Origin of the sequence: Hymenobacter arizonensis, assembly GCF_900115775.1 — a bacterium.
GTDB classification, from domain to species: Bacteria; Bacteroidota; Bacteroidia; order Cytophagales; family Hymenobacteraceae; genus Hymenobacter; species Hymenobacter arizonensis.
In genome coordinates this window covers 192,467-213,201 of record NZ_FOXS01000007.1, presented here as the reverse complement: position 1 = coordinate 213,201, position 20,735 = coordinate 192,467, and the positions used below count along the sequence as shown (strand labels likewise).

Here is a 20,735-nt window from a genome sequence, read left to right as displayed (position 1 = left end):
AGGCGGTCCGGGCTACTTGGGTGCTCCGGGCTGAGCAGTGCGGGACGCTGGTAGCACGGCGCCGGTAGCGCCGGCCGGAGCCGTAGTGGTGCTGGCCACCGGCCCACCCGCGTAGCGGAAGCGGACGGTTTGGGAGCCCACGCGCAGGGTGTACCAGCCGTTTTCCAGCTGGGGGCGGCCCTGGCCGTCGGGGTAGCTCAGGTCGCGCAGGGGGTCGATGTCGAAGGCCATGTCGCGGGCCTGGCCCACGGCAAAGGCTTGCTTATCGAAGTGCTTGAGCATGCGCACCGGGCGGGCAATGCGGCCTACCTCGTCGGTCAGAAACCAGAGCACGGCTTCCTGGCCGGCGCGGGTGCCGGTGTTGGCTACGCGCACCGTGGCCCGCAGCTTGCCACCTTGCCCGCTGATGATGGAGTCGCTCAGGGCCAGCCCCGAGTAAGCGTAAGTGGTGTAGCTCAGGCCCTCGCCAAACTCCGTGAGCATGGAGCTTTTATACTTGGGGCCGCGCTGCTCGAAGCCGGCGCCGAAGTCGCTCAGGTCGAGACTGTTCTCGTTGTTGTCGTGGTGGTAGTTCGAGATGTGGCCCGCAAACTGCGGGTAAGTGAAAGGCAGCTTGCCGCTCGGGTTGGTCTTGCCGCTGATGACTTCGGCCAGGGCCGTGCCCCCGCCGTACCCCGGCAGCCCCGCCCAAATGATGGCCGTCGACTTATCGGCCACGCTCCGAATAATGCCGGGCCGGCCGCCAATCACCACGAGTACCGTGGGCTTGCCGCTGGCCTGCGCCGCCCGGGTTAGCTGCTGCTGGTCGTCGGGCAGGGTCAGGTCCGAGGTATTGCCCAGGCCTTCGGTGTAGGGGCGCTCGCCCAAGGCCAGCACAATGGCATCGGCCTGTTTGGCCGCCGCCGCAATGCTGGTCAATTGCATCTTGCCTTTGGCATCGCGGTAGGGAAGGGTTTCTACTTTGGCGTTGGGGTATTCCTTGCGCAGGGCTTCCACCAGGGTGGGCACGTCTTTGGGGTAGGCGTCTTCCGGGCGGCCCTGCCAGGCCAGCGTCCAGCCGCCCGCAAGGTTGGCGCGCGACTCGGCCGAGGGACCCACCACCAGCAGCCGCTTCACGCGGGCCGGGGCCAGGGGCAGGGCCTGCTTGTCGTTTTTGAGCAGCACCAACGACTGCCGGGCGGCCTCTACGGCCTGGGCGCGCAGGGCGGGGTCGCCGACGCGGGAGAGGCGGTCGGCGCGGGGCATGGGGTTTTCAAACAAGCCGATTTCGTCCTTCATCTGCAGCACGCGGCCCGCCGAAAGGTCGATGCGCGCCTCCGTGAGGCGGCCTTCCTGAACTAGCTCTTTCACCAGGCGGCAGAAGGTGGTGGTGTAGGGTGTCATGGCCATGTCCACGCCGGCGTCGATGGCCATCCAGGTGGCTTCCTTCTCATTGGCGGCCACTTTCTGAATGCGCACCAGCCGGATAATGTCTTCCCAGTCGGTCACGGCTACGCCTTTGAAACCCATCTGGTCGCGCAGCAAATCCGTGAGAATGGCCCGCGACGCGTGCACCGGCTCACCGTTGATTTCGCCCGAGTTAATCATGATGGATTTCAGGCCGGAATCGATTGCAGCCTGAAACGAAGGCCGGAAAAACTCCTGCATCCGCTGGTCGGGAATGAGGGCGTTGGTGCGGTCCCAGCCGTTGCGGGGGTCGGAGTAGCCTATGAAATGCTTGCCCGAGCCGGCCACTTTGTAAGGGGCGATTTCGGTGTTGTTCTGCAGCTCGCGCACAAAGGCGGCGCCCAGGCGGGAGGCTACCAGCGGGTCTTCGCCGTAGGTTTCGTAGAAGCGGGGCCAGTAGGCGTTCACCCCCAGGTCCAGCACTGGCGCAAACACCCAGTGGTGGCCTAGGTCGGCCGACTCCAGCACGGTGGCGCGGGCCGTTTGGCGAGCCAGCTCCGGGTTGAAGGTGGCGCCGAGGTTGATGTTGTGCGGAAAAATGGCCGTGCCCGCCACGTAGCTCGCCCCGTGCATGTGGTCGATGCCATAGATAATGGGCACCTTCAGCCGCGACTCGCGCAGGGCAATGCGCTGCAGCGCGGCCGAGTAGCGCACCCACTGGGCCGCGGGCACAGCCTCGCCGTTCAGGAAGGAGCCAATATGAAATTCCCGAACCAGCTTAGCGGCTTTGGCCGAGTCCAGCACTACGTCTTTTTGCACTCCGGTGGTATTTATCACCGAAATGTTGAGTTGGGTCATCTGCCCAATTTTCTCCTCCAGCGTCATCTGCGCCAGCAGCTGTTGCACGCGCGGGCTAAAGGCCGCAGCTGTTGCGGCTGCTACGGGTGCGCTGGTTATGGGTGCGGCAGCAGCAGTGATGGTGGCGCCAGGGACTACTCCTCGCTGGCAGGCTGCCAAAAGGGGCAGGGCCAGCAGCAGCTTGCGCCAGCCAAAGGGCACACCAGGAGCCGTTGGCAACGGACGGATTTTCTCCGTCGAAAGGAGAGTGGGGAGAGCTCGAAACACGGACATTGGGCGGGAAGTGTTGCCCAAATGTATATGAACGTGTTTGGCAAACGCAATTCGGAAAAGCCCTTAGAACGGGTGTTTTGGCTGTTTTTGCGCTTAAGCCTCCATAGTGTTATACGCTTGCTGCACACACAAAAAGTGTGGTTTAGGCCTTGTCTATTCTATTCCCGCATTTTGATGTTTTCACTTCGCAGGCTAAAAAACAACGAAAAAAAGTGCAGTTAAGTGAAAAATAATTCACAAAAAATGCTGTGCCCCGTCTACGCGCCTCAAATACTGGTCAGAATACATGCCAAGGCCGAATGAAAGGGCACGCATTATCGCAAACGTTACCGGAGCTTTTTGGACCAAATCGGACCGTTTACATCTCCTCAATTTCGGCCAATTCGGCTTCGGCTGTGGCGTCCAGCAGCACGTGAGTCCAGGGCTCGCCGTCTTCGTAGTCGGAAGCCAGGCGGCGGCGCTGCAAAGCCGCCAGCACCTTTTGAGCAAAGGCCCAGCTCGTGGCCTGCCGTAGCTCCAACACGCGCGCCAGCTCGGCGGGCGAGTAGTTCCCTTTGTGAGCGTGCAGCAGGAACACGGCGTACAGTGCTTTCACTATTGAGAACTTGCACTTTTGCAGTAGGGTGCCGGCCGTGGCCGACTCCACGTAGCGGCAGCGCGTGCAGCGGCGGGCGTGGGGCTCGCGGGCTTCACAGCTTTTTTCGTGGCCGCACTTGCGGCAGCGGTAGCCGCCCTGCGCCCACTTCAGGTCGGCTAAGTAACGGAGGCAGGCGTCCTTGTCGGGGTATATCTGGCTGAACTCGCCGAAGTCAACTTCACGGGCTTCAATGCGGGCGGCTTTCTCGGCGTGCAGGTCGCGGCTCAGCTCGCTGTTGAGCTTCTCGATGGCGGCCGACTGCAAGGCCAGCAGGCCATTGGCTTCGAGCAGCTCGCGGTTTTGGGCGGCCACCGTGTCGTTCTGGCGGCGCAGCTCGGCCGTGCGCTGGGTTACCAGGGCCTCAAGCTCGGTGTTGAGGTGGTCTTTCAGCTCTTGGTTTTCGCGCATCTGCTCTACCAGCCGGTCCTGGGCCTGGTGCTTCTTGCGCAGCTGCTTCAGCAGGCGGTTTTGGGTGAGCAGGGTGGTATCCATGATGCCCTTGATTTTCTCGCCTAGGGCGTAGCTCAATACCACTACTTCGGCCACAAAGGCCACGTACAGGCTGTATACGGTGTAGGCATTGTTGTAGAAATCAATGCCCAGCTTACGCATGATAAGGAAGGCCAGGCTGCTGGCCACCAGGCCCTGGCCCAGCAAGAGGTAGCGGGCCGGCTTCAGCCCGCTCCGGTAGGCCTGGTAGGCAATGTAGTAGAGCAAGCCATACGGCAGCAGGTACAGCCAGAAGCTAAAACCTGAGTGAATCACGGCTGCGTCGACCACCAACAGGGCTGTACTCACCCCCACCACCCAGCGCCCGATGCGGTGCAGCGCCGGCAGGCGCGAGGCCGTGTCCAGAAAGCCGCTGGCGTAGAGGGCGAACGTGAGTAGCAGCAGTACCGGCGCTATCGCCCCAATGAAGTGGTTGAGCCCCGGCCAGCCGGCCCACAGGTACTGAAAGCCCAGCCCGTCTTCGGTCAGAAAAAGCAAGGCCCCGCTCACCACGTAGAGCACGTAGGAGAAATAGGTCTGCTCCTTCAGGAAGAAGAACAGAATGAGGTTGTAGAGCACCATGATAAACAGGATGCCATAGAACACCCCCAGCAGCCAGTACTGCACCGATAGCTCCGGAATGAGGCCGTCGCTGCTATGCAGCATGGCCCGGAAGCTGGTGCGGGTATCGGAGCGCAGGCGCAGGTAATAGGTCGCGGTTTGGCCCCGGCGGGGCGGCAGGTCAAACAGGAAGTTTTTGTAGGGGTGGGGGCGAGTGGCGAAGGGCAGGCTGGCGCCGGTGGCCACACTGTCATAAGCGGCTGGAGCTCCGGCAAGGCCGGCATCGGCCACGGGGCGGAAGAACACCGCCCGGCCAATGTGCGAGTCGTAGAGCTCGAGGTACCAGGTAGCGGTTTCGGTGGCGGGGTGGCGCACGGTGATGCGCAGCCAGTAGGTGCTGCTGGGGTGCTGAATGTTGGGCGGCTGCCCGGAGCCCCGCAGCTTTTGGAAGCGCGCCGCCAGGGCGGGGCTTTGCACGTCGGCCAGGGTGAGGCGCCCGGTGGGGTCTTCCAGCACGCTGTAGTAGTTTTCGTCCATGTAAATGGACCGCTGAGCGGGGTTCACCGCCAGCGTGTCCTCGGGCACGGCCGCCCGGCTGCTTAGGCTGCTGGCCAGCAAGGCGAGCAGCAACAGGCCCGTGCTGAAAAGCCGTCCTAGGCCCTTGCGCGTTGCCCAGCCCGGCACTTGGCTGGAAATCGGATTGGATACGTGTTGCATGTGGTTCCGAAAAAACAAAAAAGCCCACTGGCTTTCGACCAATGGGCTCTGAAGTTAAGGCAAAGCCTGCTGGACGAAAAGACTAGAGCCGGAACTGGGCGCTGAGCTTGACGCCGAAGTTGCGGTGTTCGGGCGAGAACGAGGTGATGCGAGCCGGCTGGTCGCGGTAGGTGACGCGATGAATGAAATCGACCCGCAAAAACTTGAAAATGTTTTCGACGCCGTAGCCAGCTTCCAGGTACGGCTGCTTGTCCAGGGTGGGAATGCCGGGCAGCTCGTGGCCTTCCCGGTCGCGCCGGGGCTGTACCCGGTTGGCGTTCGACAAGTCGCCGTAGAGCATGTTGGCCGTGGCCACCAGGCGCCAGTTCAGGGCCCGGATGCCCGGGATGCTGTTCAGCAACAAGCCTTCGAAGCGGTGGTCGAGCCGGAGCGACACCGAACGGTCGGTCACGAACTCGAAGTAGTTCATCAGGTTGAAGGCGTTGGCGTTGTAGAACGGCGTCTGGTTGCCGAGCGGGGTTTTGAGAATGAGGTAGGGCACCGCATCGGGAATGTAGCTGCCCTCGACGCGGTAGCCCAGGCGGCCCAGCTGGCCCAACGACACGCTTTGCGTCACCAGCAAGTTGAATTTCTGGTAAGCCGGCGGGGTATTTTCGTCAAACAGGTTGCGGAAGCCCACGGTATAGCGAAACGTGAACACCGGCAGGCGCCGCAGGCCAATGGAGCGGCGGCGGTTCTCGCTTTGCACCAGGTTTTCGTCGGGGGCGTAGCGCGACTCCAGCACCAGCTCCGAGAGCGTGAGGGCATGGCCAATGGGGGCCGAGGGGCCGCGCTCGGGCGTGGAGAAGTACGCGAAGTCGTGCAGGGGCGACACGTCCTGGTGGCGCAGCGTCACGCTCTGAATGAAGTTGTGGAACAGGTCGCGCTGGGCACTCAGCGAGTACAAGTCGCGCAGGATGGGGCGGCCCTGAATGAAGCGGCCCCAGCGCGAAGCCGCCAGAAACAGGTTGTTATCGGGCAGGAAATCATTGTCCAGCAGCGCCACTTGCTCCACGTCGTGCCGGTACTCGGCGCTGAACACGGTCCAGTGGCGGCGCTCGGCAATGAAGCTGGTTTTGAGGCCGTATTTCAGACGCTCGTCTTTGGTGCCATAGGCCAGGTAGCCCTGGCTGACCCAGTCGCGGCTGATTTCAGGCGTGGTGCGAAAGCCAACACGAATTCGGCTGCCCTCGTAGTCGTTGCGGGAGTAGGTATTGAGAATGGGCCCAATGTCCCAGCGCCCCACCCGCTTGTATCCATTCACAAACAGCTCGACCCAGTCGAGGAGGTTGCGAACCGAAGGCAGCTGTCTGGCCGAGTCGAGCACGGCAAAGTTCTGACGTTCCGAGAGGCTGAGCGTGTCGGGCCGGTTCAAGTCGAAATAGCCCATGCCCGTGCCCTGGGGCAGCCCGCTGAGCAGGCTGGCGCTGGCGCCTTTTTCGGTGGGCTCCATCAGCGACGACACAATGGGCTGGTCGTAGAACCCGCTTTCGGTGTGGGGCTGGTTGCGCACAAAATTGCTGCTCACCGTGGTGAAGCGTACCAGCATGGCCGCTTGCTTCTCGGAGGGGCGCACGGCCAGCAGCAGCTTGGTGCGGGCGGCCAAGCCGGGGCCGTCGGCGGGGGGCGTGAGCTCCTGAAACACGCGCAGCTCGCTCACGAAGTTGATGTTGGCGTTGGGACTGGCCACCAGGTCTACCCGGCGCAGGGCGTAGGTTTCGTCGGTAACCCAGATGGTGCCTTTAAAGGCCAGGTCGTGGGCCCGCTTTGGCGTCACGGCAATCTTATAGCACCAGTCTTTGCCCACAAACACGGAGTCCTGCAGCTCGTACTCGTAGGTGAGGCGGCCACCCTCGGCAATGGGCGAGATAAAGTCCTTGCCCAGAATGTTTTGCCAGTTGGGGTAGAAATCGAAGTTTTGGAAGTTCGAGCCCAGCATCTGCGAGAGCACCGAGCCTTCGCGCGGGCCCGCGCCGCGCATCTGCTTGTGCTGCAGGTCTTCGCGCCGGCGCAGGGGCGTAAATTTCTGGTACACCCGCGAGCTTACCTCGGACGCAAATATGGGCAGCGGGGCGTCGTGGTCGGAGGCAGCGGCGGCGCCCTGGCGCACGGCCAGGGCCCGAATGTCTTTGATAACCTTGCGTTTCGACATGCTGGCGGGCAAGTCAATCAGGCTGGTTTCGATGCGGTTGTAAGAATCAAACTCGGCCGCGTGTAGGGCGTTGCGCTCGTTTTTGGGCTTGTGCTTCTGCACTTCGCGCAGGATGCGAAAGGCCGGGTTTTCTGGCTGGCGCGAGGTCACCACCACTTCGGCCAAGGCCACGCCGCCGGACCGCAGGCGAAACAGCACCTTCTGCTCGGGGGCGGCAGTGAGCTTGCGCCGCTGGGTGGCAAAGCCCATGGCTGAGGCCGCAATGGAGTCGGGAGAGCCCGTGATGGTGAGCTTGAACCGGCCATCGGCATCGGCGGTAACGCCGAAACTGGTTTTGGGAACAAAAATGGAGGCGAATGGGACCGGCTCCCCATTGGTAGCCTCTACCACCTGGCCACTGAGTAAAATACGCTGGGCTACGGCTGGCAATGCCCCGAGGCAAACCAGAAGCAGCGAAGCAAGAAATCTCATAAAAAGTATGGATTAGCCAAATGGATTAACCAGGAGTAGACTCGCAATCTACGCAAAGCATGCTTGGCTCCCAACTAGTTCCCACCCGAATTGGGGATTTCTTAGGTTAATAATTCAGCCTGCCAAGTAAACAGCCGCTATTGCTCTATTAAAAGAGGTTTTGCCCGCCGTGCCATTTGAAAATTTATACTTTTTGCATAATTAGGAATGCGGAGGACGGTAGCATCAAACTGAATGTCGCTGCAGCAGCGCAAGCGCCTGTCAACCCGACCCCGCTGCATAGAACTAGCTAGTGTGTTACCTCGAATAATCTACAAGCCAGATTTCGGTGTCCGGCACAAGACTCGGCGCGCCCTGCTCTAACTCAAGCAGTAAGCCCCGCTCCACCACTTCGGTACGCGTTATCTCTTCCACGGTGGCGGTGCCCCGGCAGCGGGCGCCGCTGGGCAGCACCGCCTCTACTGCTAAAGCTGTGTGCAGTTCATAGGCTGCCAGGTGGGGCGTGGGCGCGGCGGGCAACACCAGCAGCCCCAGGCCCGGCAGGGGCCAGGCTGAGGCCATGCGCAAGAGCAAAACAGGAGCGGACATAAGCGAGAAGAGTGGCCTGAGCGGTACGCAAACCGGAAGAACCCGGATGCTCGGGCTTATTCAAAGGCATTCTACAGAAGCAAAAAATCCGCCGCGAGGCAGAAGCTATACTTCCACCTTCAGCGTGGCCGGCGCATCGGTCACTTCAAAGAGCTCGCCGTGGGGCACGATGGTGATTTGGCCGTACTCTTCCAGCAGCTGCCGGTAGCTATCAGCCACGGGCCGGGGCTGGCGGTCGAGGTCGAACAGGCCGCAGGGGTTCACCTTGCCCACTTTGCGGGAGAGGCCAATGTCCCAGTCGACCTGGTCGATAAGCGAATACCAAGTGAAGCCGAGCACGGGCACGCCTTCGTCGCGCATGCGCAGGATATTCACCCACTGCTTCCATAGCCAAGTGGGGCCGTTGTGGGCCTCAAACACGTTGGTTTCGGTGTGCATCACCGGCTTGCGGTAGCGGCGATAATACTCCAGCGTGATGTTGTACCAGCCCAGCACGTCCATGCTGGTGCAGATTTCGCCGTTGGGCAGAATGATTTTCTCGTTGCGGCCGTAGTAGTCGTTGCCCATAATCTGGTAGCCGGGCGGCTCGCCGGCCATAAACCAGTCGTACTCGCGGCGGGTCATGCCGTTGTCGTAGAGGTAGTTTATCACGTCGCCGTCGGGGTGATGGGCGTAGAGCAGGTCCAGCGATAGAAAGCGCAGCTTGTTGTCGAGCGTGATTTGGGGTGAGGGCGTGGCCCGCAGCTCGTGGATGTATTCGGCCGACTCACTTTGCACGATAATGCAGTCGGGCCGGTGCTTGGCAATCTGCTGGGTGGCCATGATGCTGGCCGCCACCAAGTGCTTCATGGCCGTCACAAAGCCCTTGTCGGTTTTCAGCTGCTCATTCCACACCCCGTCCTTAGCACTCATGCGGGCCGTAACGTAGATTTCGTTGATGGGCGTGTAGTAGCGCACCCAGGGGTAGCGCCGGGCCACCGCTCCCGCATACTCGGCAAAGTGCACGGGCAACTCGGGGTTTTGGAAGTTACCCAGCCAGTCGGGCACCCCAAAGTGCAGCAAGTCCAGAATGGGCGTGATTTCGAGGCGCTGCATCTCGGCCATCACCAGGTCGGCAAACTCCCAGTCGTAGCGGCCCGGCCCGAGGTGAGTTTTGTGGTAGGGCAGGCCATAGCGCAGCACTTTCAGGCCCAGGCTTTTTACCAGGGCCAGGTCTTCCTGCCACCGGTCGTAGTGGCCGCACTCGGCGAGCATATCGCGCCGCGTCCGGCCATTATCAATGGTCGGATTCGAGCACTCAATGCCGGTGGCAAACATGAAGTTATTCGGCAGGCCCGTGGGCAGGCCGCGCCCGTCGTGGCCCCGCGCCCCGCCAAACTCGTCGCCTTCGTAGTTGCCGTCGCCGAAATGGGCCTTGATGTTGGTGAGAAAGGACTTCATGGGAAGGAGCTAAAAGAACTGAAAACTCCCCTCCTTTTTTAAGGAGGGGATGTTCGAGCCAACGGCTCGAACGGGGGTGGTGCCCCTCGTTGAACGATAGGCGAACGACTCGCAGTAGTATCGTTCGAGTGTCGTTCAACGACTTCACCACCCCAGCCGGCACTTCGCGCCAGCGTCCCCTCCTTAAAAAAGGAGGGGAGTTGTCGTTCAACTGTCGCGGCGCTGCTGGCTTTCCAGAAACTTATCGGCCGTGCGCAGGCTCAGGGCCATGATGGTCAGGGCGGGGTTTACGCTCAGCGCGCTTGGGAAAGTGGAGTTGTCGCAGATATAGAGGTTGGGCACGTCGAAGGCGCGGCCGTCGGCATCCACCACGGCATCGTCGCCGCTCAGGCCCATGCGGGCCGTGCCAATGACGTGGGCCATGCGCGGAAACGCCCAGATATCGGTGGCCCCGGCGGCCGTCCAGATGCGGCGCATCAGGGCTTCGGCGTGGTCGTTCATGCGGCGCTCATTTTCCTGCATGGTGAAATGCAGGCGCGGCTTGGGCAGGCCGCGGGCGTCCTTTTCTTCGGCCAGCTCGAGGTAGTTGTCGGCGTGGGGCAGGCAGTCGCCCAGAATATTGATTCCGGCTATGTGGTTGTAGTTCTTCATATAGTCGCGCAGTTGCTGGCCCCAGTACTTGCGGCCCCGCGCCACCTGCCCGGCAAACGTGACGGGCATAATGCCGATGCTCTGCAGCAGGTAGCCGCCCACAAAGTCAGCATCCTTGGGCCGATGCGTGTCCTGCGAAATCAGGCCGCCCGGAATGCCTTTGTAAGGCCGCACTTCTTCGCCAAACGTGCCAAACACCTGCACGCCGGGGTGGGCCATCAGGTTGCGGCCTACCTGCCCGCTGGTGAGGGCCAGCTCGTTGAGCAGTAGTAGGCGCGGAGTTTCTACCGAGCCGCCGCACAGGAACAGGTGGCGGCAGCGCTGCCGGTGCTGCTCACCATTGTGGGTGTACACCACGCCGGTCACGCGGCCCCGTTCGTCGCGCTCAATTTCCGTCACGAAGCTATTGGGACGGATATCGGCCCCGTGCGCCACGGCTAGCGGAATGAAGGTGACGTCCATGCTGGCCTTGGCGCCGTTGGAGCAGCCGGCCTGGCAAAAGCCGCGGTTGGTGCAGGCCTCGCGCCAGCCCACGCCTTCCTGGTAGTAGCGGGACGAGAGGGCGGCGTTGGCCGCAGGCGAGGTGGCAATGCCCAGCATTTCGCAGCCCCGCACCATGAGCTGGGCGGCGCTGTTTAGCGGCAGCGGCGCCAGCGGGTAGCCCTTGCGCCGGGCCGGGCCCCAGGGGTAGGGCGAAGGACCCGAAATGCCCAAAAACTGCTCCAGCTCCTCGTAGTACGGCTCTAGCTCCTCGTAGCCAAAGGGCCAGTCTTCGCCCTGGCCAAAATCGCGCTGCAAATGCAAATCCGAGGGCAGCGGGCGGGGCGTGTACGCGGTGTAGTGCAGCGTGGAGCCGCCCACGCCGGTGCCGGAGTTGTTTTTGCCCATGGCCAGTGGGTCATGGCCGGCCGCGAGCCGTTCGTCGTTCCAGAAGAGGTATTCCTGCGCCTTTTCGTCGGTGGCGAAGTCCTTTTCGGGCTGGTGCCAAGGGCCGGCTTCCAGGGCCATCACCTTCAGGCCGGCCATGGCTAGGCGGGCCAGCAGCGGCGCCCCACCCGCCCCCAGGCCAATGACCAGGCAGTCCACTTCGTCGGCCTCGGCCGGCACGGCCTGCGGCTGCTCCAGGGTGGTAGCCGCGGGTGCGGCGGCAGTGGCGGGCTCATCGGCCATCAGCGAGCGGAGCAGCGGGTCCTGTATTTCGGGTAATACGGGGTTAAGAACGCCTTCTTCTAGGATTTCTTCGTCGGGCATAAAAAGGGATAGGATAGTAGAAGGATAACTCCCCTCCTTAGATAAGGAGGGGATGTTCGCGCTTCAGCGCGGACGGGGGTGGTTAGCTTCGTTGAACGATGGCGGAACGAATTCCGCGTGAGTCGTTCCGCCATCGTTCAACGAGTTCAACCACCCCAGCTGGCGCTTTGCGCCAGCGTCCCCTCCTTAAAAAAAGGAGGGGAGTTTGATGTTCAGTTTTTGGGCTGTGGCTCCCGGGCTTCGCGTTCGTTCAACCCGATTTTAGACCACGCCGGTAGGTCAGCCATGCCCACGTAGCCGATTTCCTCCTGGGCCAGCGGGTGGGCGTAGTAGGTTTCGGTGAGCTCGGCCAATAGCTCCTCGAAGAACCGGCCCGCGTCGAGGGTCAGCCACGTGTCGCCGGGCGGGCGGCCACTGGCCAGAGCCTGCAGCACGGCGTTCTGCTGGATGTCCTGCAGGGCCAGGAAATCGGCTTGGTACAGCGAGTGGGCTATCTCCTGAATGCCGCCCAGGCCCATGCGCATTGCCTCACGGTCGGGGGGCAGGGCGTCGTAACGCCAGCCGTCGGCGCGGCCTTCCAGCAAGCGCTGGTCGACGGCAGGGGCGAGGGAAATGGGCTGCTCGGGGCGGTCGGGTTGCGGGAAGAGGCGGCCGGCCACGGCTTCTAGCAAGGCATAGGTTTCAGGCGCCAAAAACTGGGGCTCGTAGGTAGTTGGAGCATCGAGCCGGCTTTCTAGCGCAGCGCGGGTAGCTTCGGACACGTGCTCGGTCTCGAGCAGGGTGCGCACCGTGCCGCTCGGATAAGTTGGAAGGGACATATAAGGAGCTTCAGCTGATACAATACTGCAGCAAACGGCTCAGCTAATAACTCCTTACGAGCAAAAAAGTCTCAACGGCTGACCTTAATCATGAATTATTAGGGAGAAAGCCAGCCCACTATTGTGTCGCTACGCCGAGCATGATGAGCGGGGTAGCCCGGCGATGAATTTGCTCGCTCGACCGCTACTTCAGCAGCATAATGGCCGCCATGGTCTCGACACCATCCCAAAGGTTGCCGAGGCGAATGTTCTCGTTTTCGGCGTGCTGGTTGTTGTCATAATTCGCCACTGGCACCGTCACGGTGTTGGCCTTGAGCTGTTCCTCGAACACGTACAGCGGCAGGCTGCCGCCCATGGTGGGCAGCACCACCACGGGGTCGGCGGTGGTGGTTTGCACGGCCGCAATGACTTGCCGCGCAATCGGCAAGTCGAGGCGCGTGCGCTGGGCGTTGTAGCCTTTCTCGGGGTTCACGCGCACTAGCAAGGGGTACTGGGCGCGCTCGGCATCGGTGGGTTCTTCCGATGTGACGTGGTAGCCCTGTTTCTCAATGTGGCGAATGACTTTTTGCACCTGGCGTTGGGCGTCGTTGCCGGGCACGAGGCGCAAATCCAGCACGGCCGAGGCCACCGTGGGAATGACGTTGGCTGCCTGCGCGCCCACGTTGGCGCTTTGCATGCCGTTGATGTTGAGCGAAGGCTGGTTGAGGAGTTCCACCAATGACTGGCCCGTGCCGTAGGGCCGGGCAAAGCCCAACTCCTGCCGGATGGTTTCGTCCAGGTTGGGCACTTGCGCAAGGGCGGCTTTTTCGGCCAAAGTCAGCGGCGTCACATCGTCGTAGAAGCCAGCCACGCGCACCCGGCCGGTGCTGTCGGTCATGGAAACCAGCAGGCGGGCCAATCCCAGCGCCGGGTTTGGCACCCAGTTGCCGTAGTGCCCGCTGTGCAGGGGGCGGCGCGGGCCATACACTTTCAGGCTCATGTTCACGTCGCCGCGGGCGCCGAACACCACCTGCTTTCGGCCCGACTGGTGCACCGGGCCGTCGCAAATCACCCACAAATCCGAAGCCAGCAGGGCCTTGTGCCGCGCCAGAATTTCGGCCAGATGCGGAGAGCCCCGCTCTTCCTCGCCTTCAAAAAAGAACTTGATGTTGACCTTGGGCTTCAGCTTGCTAACCACCAGCGCCTGGTAGCCAGTAAGAATGGCCATCACGCCGGCTTTGTCGTCGGAAGCGCTGCGGGCGTAAAGGCGCCAGTCGGGGCTGAAGGGCTGGCCGGGCGCAGGGCGGGTGGTGAGCTGCCCGCCGCGGTCGAGGGGACCGGTGGCCAGCGTGGGGGTGAAGGGGCTGAGGCCCTCGCGCCACTGTGCAGGGTTCACGGGTTGCCCGTCGTAGTGGGCGTAGAAGATGATGGTGCGAGTGGCGCCAGGCGTGCGCACTTCGCCAAAAACCACCGGCGGCACACCCGGCGTAGAGGCAGCCAGTAGCTGGGTTTTGATGCCGCGGCGGCGCATCATGTCCTGAATAAACACAGCCGTGCGGCGCAGGTTGGCCGTATCGGCGGCCACGTTCGGGATGGCCACAAATTGCTCAAACTCGGAGAGTAGTTCCTGCTCGTGGGCCTGCCGGTACTGCCGCACCTTCTGGAATGGGTCGGGCGCCGGGGCCGAACTCAGCAGGGCCAGCAAGGCCAGGGCCAATAGCTTTTTCATGGGCGTAAAGTAAAGCCGGTTTGTCGGAGATTAGTAGGGCGCGGGCTAGGCCACAAACAGCCCAAAAAAAAAGCAGCCGGCGCGGGGCCGGCTGCTTTGCTTGCTGAACGTGATGGCCACGCGAGGCTCATTTGAAGAGCGCCAGGGCTTTGATAAACGTTTGCGACACGCCCCAGGCCAGGGGCACGCCCACAAACACCCAGGCCAGCGCCAACGACAGGGTGGAGGTCTCGTCGGCGGGGGCGGAAGTAGTCGGAGTGGATTGCGGATTCATATCAGAAACGGAGTTAAGAGTGAGCGAATGCTGCCTAGTGAGCCCCGGCCGTAGCCGGCACTGGCGCTGGGTTTTTCACATGGTACCGTTCGGCTACCGCCGAAACGAGGAAGTTGGCAATAAACCCGACGACCAGCACCCCCGCCATGGTGTAGAACACGCTTTGGTAAGCCGCCGCGCCCACTAGGCCCTTGGCTTTTTGGTTGTCGCGCAAGTAGTTCACCAGCAGCGGCCCCAAAATGCCGGCCGTGGACCAGGCCGTGAGCAGGCGCCCGTGGATGGCGCCCACTTGCATGGTGCCGAACATGTCGCGCAAGTAGGCCGGAATGGTGGCAAACCCACCGCCGTACATGCTCATTATCACGCAACACACCACCACAAACAGCGTCAGCGAAGCATTGGCGGCCAACGTGGGTACCAGGGCATACAAGGCAATGCCCAAGCCGAAGTAAATCATATAGGTAGGCTTGCGGCCCAGCTTGTCCGAAGCCGACGACCAGAAGAACCGCCCCAGCAGGTTGAACAAGCTGAGCAGGCCCACGAAGCCGGCCGCCGCCGCCGCCGTCACGCCCCGGCCCGCCCCCATGGCCGAATCCGAAAAGGACTCCTGAATGAGCGGCGACGCCGATTCGAGTACGCCGATGCCCGCCGTCACGTTCATGCACAGCACCACCCACAGCAGCCAGAACTGCGGCGTTTTGATGGCCGTGTCGGCGTCTACGTTGGCGCTGGTGATGAGGGCATTCTGGTTGGTTTTGGGCACGTAGCCTTCGGGTTTCCAGCCCTCAGCGGGCACCCGAATGGTGAACACGCCAAACATCATAAATGCCAGATAAATCAAGCCCATGACGATGAACGTGGGCGCAACGCCCATCGGGGCCACATCCTTGAACTGCGCCATGAGGGCCACGGCCAGCGGCGAGCCTATCATGGCGCCGCCGCCAAAGCCCATGATGGCCATGCCAGTCGCCACGCCCGGCCGGTCCGGAAACCACTTTATCAGGGTGCTTACCGGCGAGATGTAGCCGATGCCCAGCCCAATGCCGCCAATGAAGCCATAGCCGAAGTACACCAGCCAGATTTGGTGCATGCTAACGCCCAGCGCCGAAATCAGAAAGCCGCCCCCAAAGCACAGTGCCGAGGCCAGCATGGCCTTGCGGGGACCCACTCGTTCCAACCACTTGCCAAACACTGCCGCCGATAGGCCAAGCAGCACAATGGCAATCGAGAAAATCACGGCCAGCTGGCCAGCCGTCCAGTCATCGGGCGCCGGAGCGTCCACGTTGCCGCTGATGAGGGCGCCCATGGGTTTCTTGAACACGCTAAAAGCGTAGGCCTGCCCAATGGCCAGGTGAATGGCCAGGGCCGCCGGCGGCACCAGCCAGCGGCTGTAGCCAGGGCCCGCCACGGTACGGCTCCGGTCAAGGAATGAAGTGGAGTTTTCAGCCATAGGAGTGGGAATTGGGTTGAAAAATTGACGTGAAAAACGAAAAGCGGGGCACCATTCGCGGGCATCAGAATGCCGTTGAATTCCCACGAGTGGAAAGGTAACCGACTTTTTAACTGATTGATTACTTGAGGTTCAAAAAAATTGCTAAACTGATATAGCTTCATTAGCCCAAAAATGGGAATGAAAACGGGCGGGTGCCGGCCGTTTTCATTCCCATTGCTAAAGGCGATGGCCCTATTCGTCGCTGCTGAGCTTGCCGCCGGTTACGTGCACAAGGCTGCCGGTCATGAAGGAGCCGTCCTGGCTGGCCAGTAGCACGTAGGCCGGCGCAATTTCCTCGGGCTGGCCGGGGCGCTTGAGGGCTACTTCGTGGCCAAACTTCTCAATTTCTTCCAGCGGCATGGTCGCTGGAATGTTGGGCGTCCAGACCGGCCCGGGCACCACGCAGTTCACGCGAATGCCTTTCTCGCCCAGGTACAAGGCCAGCGACTTGGTGAGAGCGTGAATGCCCGCCTTGCTGGCCGAATAGTCTACGAGCAGGGCAATGCCCGTGATGCCCACAATGCTGCCTGTGTTGATGATGCAGTCGCCCTTCTGCAAGTGCGGAATGGCCGCCTGCGCCATCCAGATGTAGCCCAGAATGTTGGTGTCGAAGGTGCGCCGCACTTGCTCCTCCGAAATGTCCTCAAACTTCTCCTGGCTCATCTGAAAAGCGGCGTTGTTCACCAAGATGTTCAGGCCGCCCAGCTCGGCCAGAGTGCGGCGTACGGCTTGCTTGCACTGCTCCGGGTCGCGCACGTCGAGCTGCAGCAGCAGGCACTGGCGCTTCTCCTTTTCCACCAGCTGCTTGGTTTTTTCGGCGTCCTTCACGTTTTCGTTGAAGAGCACGGCCACGTGGGCGCCTTCCTTGGCGAAAGCAATGGCCACGGCCCGCCCAATGCCCGAATCGGCCCCGGTTATGAGGGCCACTTTATCCTGGAGCTTGCCAGCCGCACGGTAGTTGGCAAGGTCCGAATCGGGCTGCAGCTTCATGTCGGCTTGGGCGGCAGGGTAGGGCAACTTTTGGGCCGCGGCTTTCATGTCTTTGGCCGTGGGGCGGCTTTCGGTTTTGGCCGGCGCGGCTTTGGCGGCCGTGGGCTTGGGAGTGTTAGGCTTGGCGGAAGCAGTTTTTTTGGTGGTCATGCGGAAGACAAGGAGTGGACTCTGCTTACGCTAAAAAAACCAGAACGGCTGTGTTCGCCAACGGCCGAACAAACGCTCCGTTACAGCCGGCGCAGCACCACGCGGCGGTTGAGGGGGCGCTGGGCGGGGTCGGCGTTGTCGGCCACGGGCTGGGTGCCGCCAAAGCCCTTGGGCCGCAGCCGCCCGGCCGCTACCCCGTGGGCCGTAAGGTAAAGGCACACCGCATCGGCCCGCTGCTGCGAGAGCAGCCGGTTGAGCTCGGCATTGCCCACGTTATCGGTGTGACCCTGCACTTCGAAGCGCAGGCCGGGCTGGGCGCTGAGCGCGGCTGCCAGGCCATCGAGCAGCTCGCGCGCCGCGGGCAGCAGGCGCGCCTGGCCCTGGTTGAAGTAAAGCTCGGGCAGGGTCAGGGCCTCGCCCACGCTGAGGCTAGCCAGCTGGGCATTGCTTATGGCTCTGGAAGCAGTGGCAACGCGAGCAGGCACCGGCTGAGTTGGCAGGCGTTTGACTGCTGCTGCCCCGGCGCTCGGGCTAAATGCGGCAACGGCGGGCTTGCCGGCGGCCCTGGCCAGGGATGGAGGCAATGACGGAGGCCGTGTGGGCCGAATGTCTGCTTCGGCTCGTTTGGCAACCGCTACGGCAAGGGCCTGCGCCGGAACCTCGCGCTCGGTAGGAGGAGGCAAGGGCGGCACCACTCGAGCCGCTACTGCCTTGGGGTTTTCCCGAAACAAGAACTGCGTGGGAATGGGCGCCGGCTTAGGCACCTGAGCAGTGGCGCCCCACAAGTTGCGCCACGAGGCGGGAGGGGCCGTCAGGGGCTCATCGGGCCGCTCCCAGGTGACTACCGCGCGGGTATCCAGAATGTCTTGGTAGTATTCGACCCGCAGGTGGTAGGGCTCGCCAGCCTTGAGGGAAATGGCCGTGGTAAAGCGGCTTACCGGTTGCGGGCGCCACTCGTCCATAATCAGGCGGTTGTTTACCCAGATGCGAATGCCATCGTCCACGGTTACGTGCAGCACGTACCGGCCGGTGGCCGGCGGCACCAGCCAGCCGGTCCAGCGCACCGAGAAGTATTCGGTGGGCATGCCGAGGGCCGGCGGCATGTGGCCCCAGTCAAAAGCCAGCGTAGCATCGCGGCGGCTGAGCACAAATTTCTGAAAATTTGTTCCCTCGTAATAGTCGCCCCTAATGCCGTTGCCCACCAGCTGAGACTGGGCTACAGCAGGCAACTGCGGCAGCAATAGTCCCGCCAGGAGCAGCACTCCAAACAGCAACAGCCTCCCAGACCACCGGTAAATTCTGCAAGCCATGACGCAATAACGGCAATCCAGAAACAGTAGTATTCCTTTTTTTGAATTGCTTATTCTTATTAAAGCTATTCAGGAAGTTACGAAACTCCCATCAAGCCGCCAGGATTCACCACACCGAATTTCGACAAAAACCAACTGGCCAAACAGCTTCCTTACGCGCTACTTGAATTCGTTGCCGCAGTGAAAACAGTGATGCCGCTTGCCGCGCACCGGGTACCGCAGCACCACCGACAGCAGCGCCGACCACAGCCCGTAAGTATTGCGCGTGGCGGGCCCATAGGCCACATCCGACGAGCCGCAGCGCGGGCAGCGCGGAGCCACCGGGTCGGGCGCATCGGCGGCAAAGGAGGCTTCGTCGGGGCCAGTGGCGGGCGGCACGGGCACGTTGCCCAGAATTTCCAGTGCTGCCTCGGCGTCGCGCTGCCGCACGTGCAGCCGCACGCCCCCGGTAATGGGGCTGTAGAGCGGCATTAGCGACACCAGGTTTTCATTGCTCAGAAAGCAGGGAATGCCAGCCGCTTCGAGCCGGGTGCGGGCCAGGTTGGCCGCCATGGGCTCGTAGTACGACTCAAGGAAAACAACGGAATCGGGAGAGGCCATGCCGGGAAGGATAAACAGTGCCCTACTTCGACGCCTGGGCTTGGCGCTTGCTTGCCTCCTTCAGCCCTTCGGCTGTTCGGCCGGCTTGCAGGGCCACAAATTCGGCCTGCCGCGCCCGGATACGAACTTCGTCGCGGGCCGGAATGTCCATGCTCACCTGCTTGGCTTGGTCGTTCAGGCGCTTATACACGGCACGGGCGTAGTCCCAGTCGCGGTCGGTCCAGGTGGTGCGCTGCGTGCGGGCCGAGCGGATGAGCTGGGCGTAGGCGTTGGGCAGGTCGGCCGGGGTAAGGTTGTCCAGTTGCCCCGAATACGGGCCCATGAGCTGGTCTTCCATGGCGATTTCCTTGCGCGGGTCCAGCGGCTGCTTGCGGCGGGCCCGGTTGGAAGCGTCGTAAGTAGCAGCGGCTTTGCCCACGTTGGACAGCCGCTCCCCAGCTTTGCGGGCGAGGGTGTCGAGTTCGCGGACGCCCTCGCGGGTTACTTCCTGGCGTTCGCGCGGAGTACTGTCGCAAGCTGTGAGCAGCAGCGGCAGCAACAGCAGGCCCGTAGTCTTTAGGAGTCCGGTTTTCAAGCCTTCAATAGGGTTGTTCATGGCATTAAACGAGCACTATATACAAGGCGCTCTGGTGCCTTCTACGGCTGCGCCATGCGAAAGGTAAGCGTGAGCTCATACTCGACGGGCACGGCGCGGGTGCCGATGCGGGCCGGTATCCACTCGTTGGGAATGGTGCGAGCCACGCGCATGGCTTCCTGGTCGCAGCCGCCTCCGATGCTGCGCAGCACGCGGTGGTCGGCGGCACGCCCCAACGTATCAATGGCAAACCCGATAACGACTTGCCCTTGGATGTTGCGGGACTGCGCCTGTTGCGGATACTGCAGCTGGGTGGTGTAGGCCGCCAGAGCAGGGTCGCCGCCCACAAACAGTGGGGGACGGTCCACCACGCGGCTGGCCCATTGGCCGGGGCGCGTTTCGGCGCGGTAGGTCATGTCGCCGGCGGGCCGGTAGTAAACCAGCTGCTTGGCCGAGTGGTCGTAGCGCTGCACCACTACTTTTTCTTTTGAAGCAGTGTAGCCGTAGTATTCCCAAATGCCCACCTTGTTCTGGTGGTCCATCAGGCCGCTCTCCCATTTGGTGGTGCGCTGTTTTTGGGCATTGGCAGTGAAGGCAAGCCCCAGAAGCAGGCAAAGCTGCCCGCTCTTTAAAATTGTAATTTTCACGGAATAATAACGTGTATAAATAGGAAGGTATAATTGCTAAGCAGTGCCCAAACGTTTGGGGTTGGGAAAGGTAGCAACTGCTTCCTGTTTCTGCAACGTTATCACTCTAAACCACCTTCTTCGAGTTGCTCGCGCAAGCTGAGTAGTTGCTCGTGTAGCCCCGGAAGATGAGGGCAAAGCGTTTGCAGACGCTCGAGTATGAGAAGGGCTCGCTGGTATTCTCCCAGCTGCCGATAAATGCTTGCCTGGCCCCAAAGCGCCCCAAAATGCCGCGGCTCACGTCGCAGCGTCTCGGCAATGTCGGCCAGCGACGCCCGGTATTCTCCGCGCAGGTAGTAGGCCGTTGCGCGCTTGTTCCAGCCCTCGGCAAAGTCTGGCTTAAGTTGGATTATACGAGTAAAATAGTTGATGGCAAGCGTGTGGTCGCCGGCTTGCAGGGCGCGCATGCCCGCTTCCAGCTCCTTGTCGAGCGCTACGTCGTCGGTCGTCAGCCACAGCTGCCAGATGCCATTTTGCAAGGCCTCAAGTTCCGTGGGTGCAGTGGCTAGCCGAAGGCGGGCAAATAGGTCGTCGAGCGCATTTGACATCTAACAATCATCAATTAACACTTGGGTTGATAAAGCAATGGCACGCAGCAAAAGCCATGCGCCCATGGCATA

16 protein-coding genes are annotated in these 20,735 nt (G+C 61.9%); all 16 read right to left on the bottom strand.

The genetic code is table 11. The annotated features are described in order from the left end of the window. Positions 1–12: 12 nt before the first annotated feature. The 16 genes from BMZ66_RS21090 to BMZ66_RS21020 all read right to left on the bottom strand — a co-directional run bounded on the left by BMZ66_RS21090 (position 13) and on the right by BMZ66_RS21020 (position 20,663). A complete protein-coding gene (locus BMZ66_RS21090; protein WP_092678116.1) occupies positions 13–2,517 on the bottom strand; it encodes a beta-glucosidase family protein in 2,505 nt (834 codons plus the stop codon). Positions 2,518–2,875: 358 nt separating this feature from the next. Beyond that, positions 2,876–4,921: a 7TM diverse intracellular signaling domain-containing protein gene (locus BMZ66_RS21085; protein WP_143080324.1), complete on the bottom strand. Its 2,046-nt coding sequence runs from the start codon at positions 4,919–4,921 to the stop codon at positions 2,876–2,878. A gap of 82 nt (positions 4,922–5,003) precedes the next feature. Continuing rightward, on the bottom strand, positions 5,004–7,583 hold the full coding sequence (locus tag BMZ66_RS21080; RefSeq protein WP_092678112.1) for a DUF5686 and carboxypeptidase-like regulatory domain-containing protein: 2,580 nt from the start codon (positions 7,581–7,583) through the stop codon (positions 5,004–5,006). A 297-nt stretch (positions 7,584–7,880) separates the two neighbouring features. Continuing rightward, entirely contained in the window at positions 7,881–8,171 is a 291-nt protein-coding gene (locus BMZ66_RS21075) for a hypothetical protein (RefSeq protein WP_143080323.1), read from the bottom strand. 105 nt (positions 8,172–8,276) lie between these two features. Continuing rightward, on the bottom strand, positions 8,277–9,611 hold the full coding sequence (locus BMZ66_RS21070) for a family 1 glycosylhydrolase (RefSeq protein ID WP_092678108.1): 1,335 nt from the start codon (positions 9,609–9,611) through the stop codon (positions 8,277–8,279). Between the two features lie 207 nt (positions 9,612–9,818). After that, positions 9,819–11,513: a GMC family oxidoreductase gene (locus BMZ66_RS21065; RefSeq protein ID WP_092678105.1), complete on the bottom strand. Its 1,695-nt coding sequence runs from the start codon at positions 11,511–11,513 to the stop codon at positions 9,819–9,821. 212 nt (positions 11,514–11,725) lie between these two features. Beyond that, positions 11,726–12,331 carry a gluconate 2-dehydrogenase subunit 3 family protein gene (locus tag BMZ66_RS21060; protein ID WP_092678103.1) on the bottom strand — a complete coding sequence of 202 codons (606 nt, stop codon included), beginning with the start codon at positions 12,329–12,331 and terminating at the stop codon, positions 11,726–11,728. A gap of 184 nt (positions 12,332–12,515) precedes the next feature. Beyond that, positions 12,516–14,039: a M20/M25/M40 family metallo-hydrolase gene (locus BMZ66_RS21055; protein ID WP_092678100.1), complete on the bottom strand. Its 1,524-nt coding sequence runs from the start codon at positions 14,037–14,039 to the stop codon at positions 12,516–12,518. Positions 14,040–14,166: 127 nt separating this feature from the next. Continuing rightward, positions 14,167–14,313, bottom strand: a complete 147-nt coding sequence (locus BMZ66_RS25620; RefSeq protein ID WP_177204838.1) for an MFS transporter small subunit — start codon at positions 14,311–14,313, stop codon at positions 14,167–14,169. 34 nt (positions 14,314–14,347) lie between these two features. After that, the gene (locus tag BMZ66_RS21050; RefSeq protein WP_092678098.1) at positions 14,348–15,763 is read right to left on the bottom strand and encodes an L-lactate MFS transporter; all 1,416 of its coding nucleotides are present in this window, start codon (positions 15,761–15,763) and stop codon (positions 14,348–14,350) included. A gap of 234 nt (positions 15,764–15,997) precedes the next feature. Further along, positions 15,998–16,945, bottom strand: coding sequence for an SDR family oxidoreductase (locus tag BMZ66_RS21045; RefSeq protein ID WP_092678096.1), 948 nt, complete (start codon positions 16,943–16,945; stop codon positions 15,998–16,000). 80 nt (positions 16,946–17,025) lie between these two features. Further along, a complete protein-coding gene (locus BMZ66_RS21040) occupies positions 17,026–18,255 on the bottom strand; it encodes a PA14 domain-containing protein (protein WP_092678094.1) in 1,230 nt (409 codons plus the stop codon). Positions 18,256–18,414: 159 nt separating this feature from the next. Further along, the gene (locus BMZ66_RS21035) at positions 18,415–18,855 is read right to left on the bottom strand and encodes a putative signal transducing protein (protein ID WP_092678092.1); all 441 of its coding nucleotides are present in this window, start codon (positions 18,853–18,855) and stop codon (positions 18,415–18,417) included. 22 nt (positions 18,856–18,877) lie between these two features. After that, positions 18,878–19,450: a hypothetical protein gene (locus BMZ66_RS21030; RefSeq protein ID WP_092678090.1), complete on the bottom strand. Its 573-nt coding sequence runs from the start codon at positions 19,448–19,450 to the stop codon at positions 18,878–18,880. Between the two features lie 41 nt (positions 19,451–19,491). Beyond that, positions 19,492–20,076 carry an energy transducer TonB gene (locus BMZ66_RS21025; RefSeq protein ID WP_092678088.1) on the bottom strand — a complete coding sequence of 195 codons (585 nt, stop codon included), beginning with the start codon at positions 20,074–20,076 and terminating at the stop codon, positions 19,492–19,494. A 101-nt stretch (positions 20,077–20,177) separates the two neighbouring features. Continuing rightward, a complete protein-coding gene (locus tag BMZ66_RS21020; protein ID WP_092678086.1) occupies positions 20,178–20,663 on the bottom strand; it encodes a tetratricopeptide repeat protein in 486 nt (161 codons plus the stop codon). Positions 20,664–20,735 lie beyond the last annotated feature (72 nt).

Bases quoted from the DNA above. Each gene is read 5' to 3' on its own strand.
- BMZ66_RS21090 (WP_092678116.1), bottom strand. From the start codon at position 2,517: ATGTCCGTGTTTCGAGCTCTCCCCACTCTCCTTTCGACGGAGAAAATC.
- BMZ66_RS21085 (WP_143080324.1), bottom strand. From the start codon at position 4,921: ATGCAACACGTATCCAATCCGATTTCCAGCCAAGTGCCGGGCTGGGCA.
- BMZ66_RS21070 (WP_092678108.1), bottom strand. From the start codon at position 9,611: ATGAAGTCCTTTCTCACCAACATCAAGGCCCATTTCGGCGACGGCAAC.
- BMZ66_RS21030 (WP_092678090.1), bottom strand. From the start codon at position 19,450: ATGAACAACCCTATTGAAGGCTTGAAAACCGGACTCCTAAAGACTACG.
- BMZ66_RS21040 (WP_092678094.1), bottom strand. From the start codon at position 18,255: ATGGCTTGCAGAATTTACCGGTGGTCTGGGAGGCTGTTGCTGTTTGGA.
- BMZ66_RS21060 (WP_092678103.1), bottom strand. From the start codon at position 12,331: ATGTCCCTTCCAACTTATCCGAGCGGCACGGTGCGCACCCTGCTCGAG.
- BMZ66_RS21035 (WP_092678092.1), bottom strand. From the start codon at position 18,855: ATGGCCTCTCCCGATTCCGTTGTTTTCCTTGAGTCGTACTACGAGCCC.
- BMZ66_RS21045 (WP_092678096.1), bottom strand. From the start codon at position 16,945: ATGACCACCAAAAAAACTGCTTCCGCCAAGCCTAACACTCCCAAGCCC.
- BMZ66_RS21065 (WP_092678105.1), bottom strand. From the start codon at position 11,513: ATGCCCGACGAAGAAATCCTAGAAGAAGGCGTTCTTAACCCCGTATTA.
- BMZ66_RS21055 (WP_092678100.1), bottom strand. From the start codon at position 14,039: ATGAAAAAGCTATTGGCCCTGGCCTTGCTGGCCCTGCTGAGTTCGGCC.
- BMZ66_RS21080 (WP_092678112.1), bottom strand. From the start codon at position 7,583: ATGAGATTTCTTGCTTCGCTGCTTCTGGTTTGCCTCGGGGCATTGCCA.
- BMZ66_RS21075 (WP_143080323.1), bottom strand. From the start codon at position 8,171: ATGTCCGCTCCTGTTTTGCTCTTGCGCATGGCCTCAGCCTGGCCCCTG.
- BMZ66_RS21020 (WP_092678086.1), bottom strand. From the start codon at position 20,663: ATGTCAAATGCGCTCGACGACCTATTTGCCCGCCTTCGGCTAGCCACT.
- BMZ66_RS21050 (WP_092678098.1), bottom strand. From the start codon at position 15,763: ATGGCTGAAAACTCCACTTCATTCCTTGACCGGAGCCGTACCGTGGCG.
- BMZ66_RS25620 (WP_177204838.1), bottom strand. From the start codon at position 14,313: ATGAATCCGCAATCCACTCCGACTACTTCCGCCCCCGCCGACGAGACC.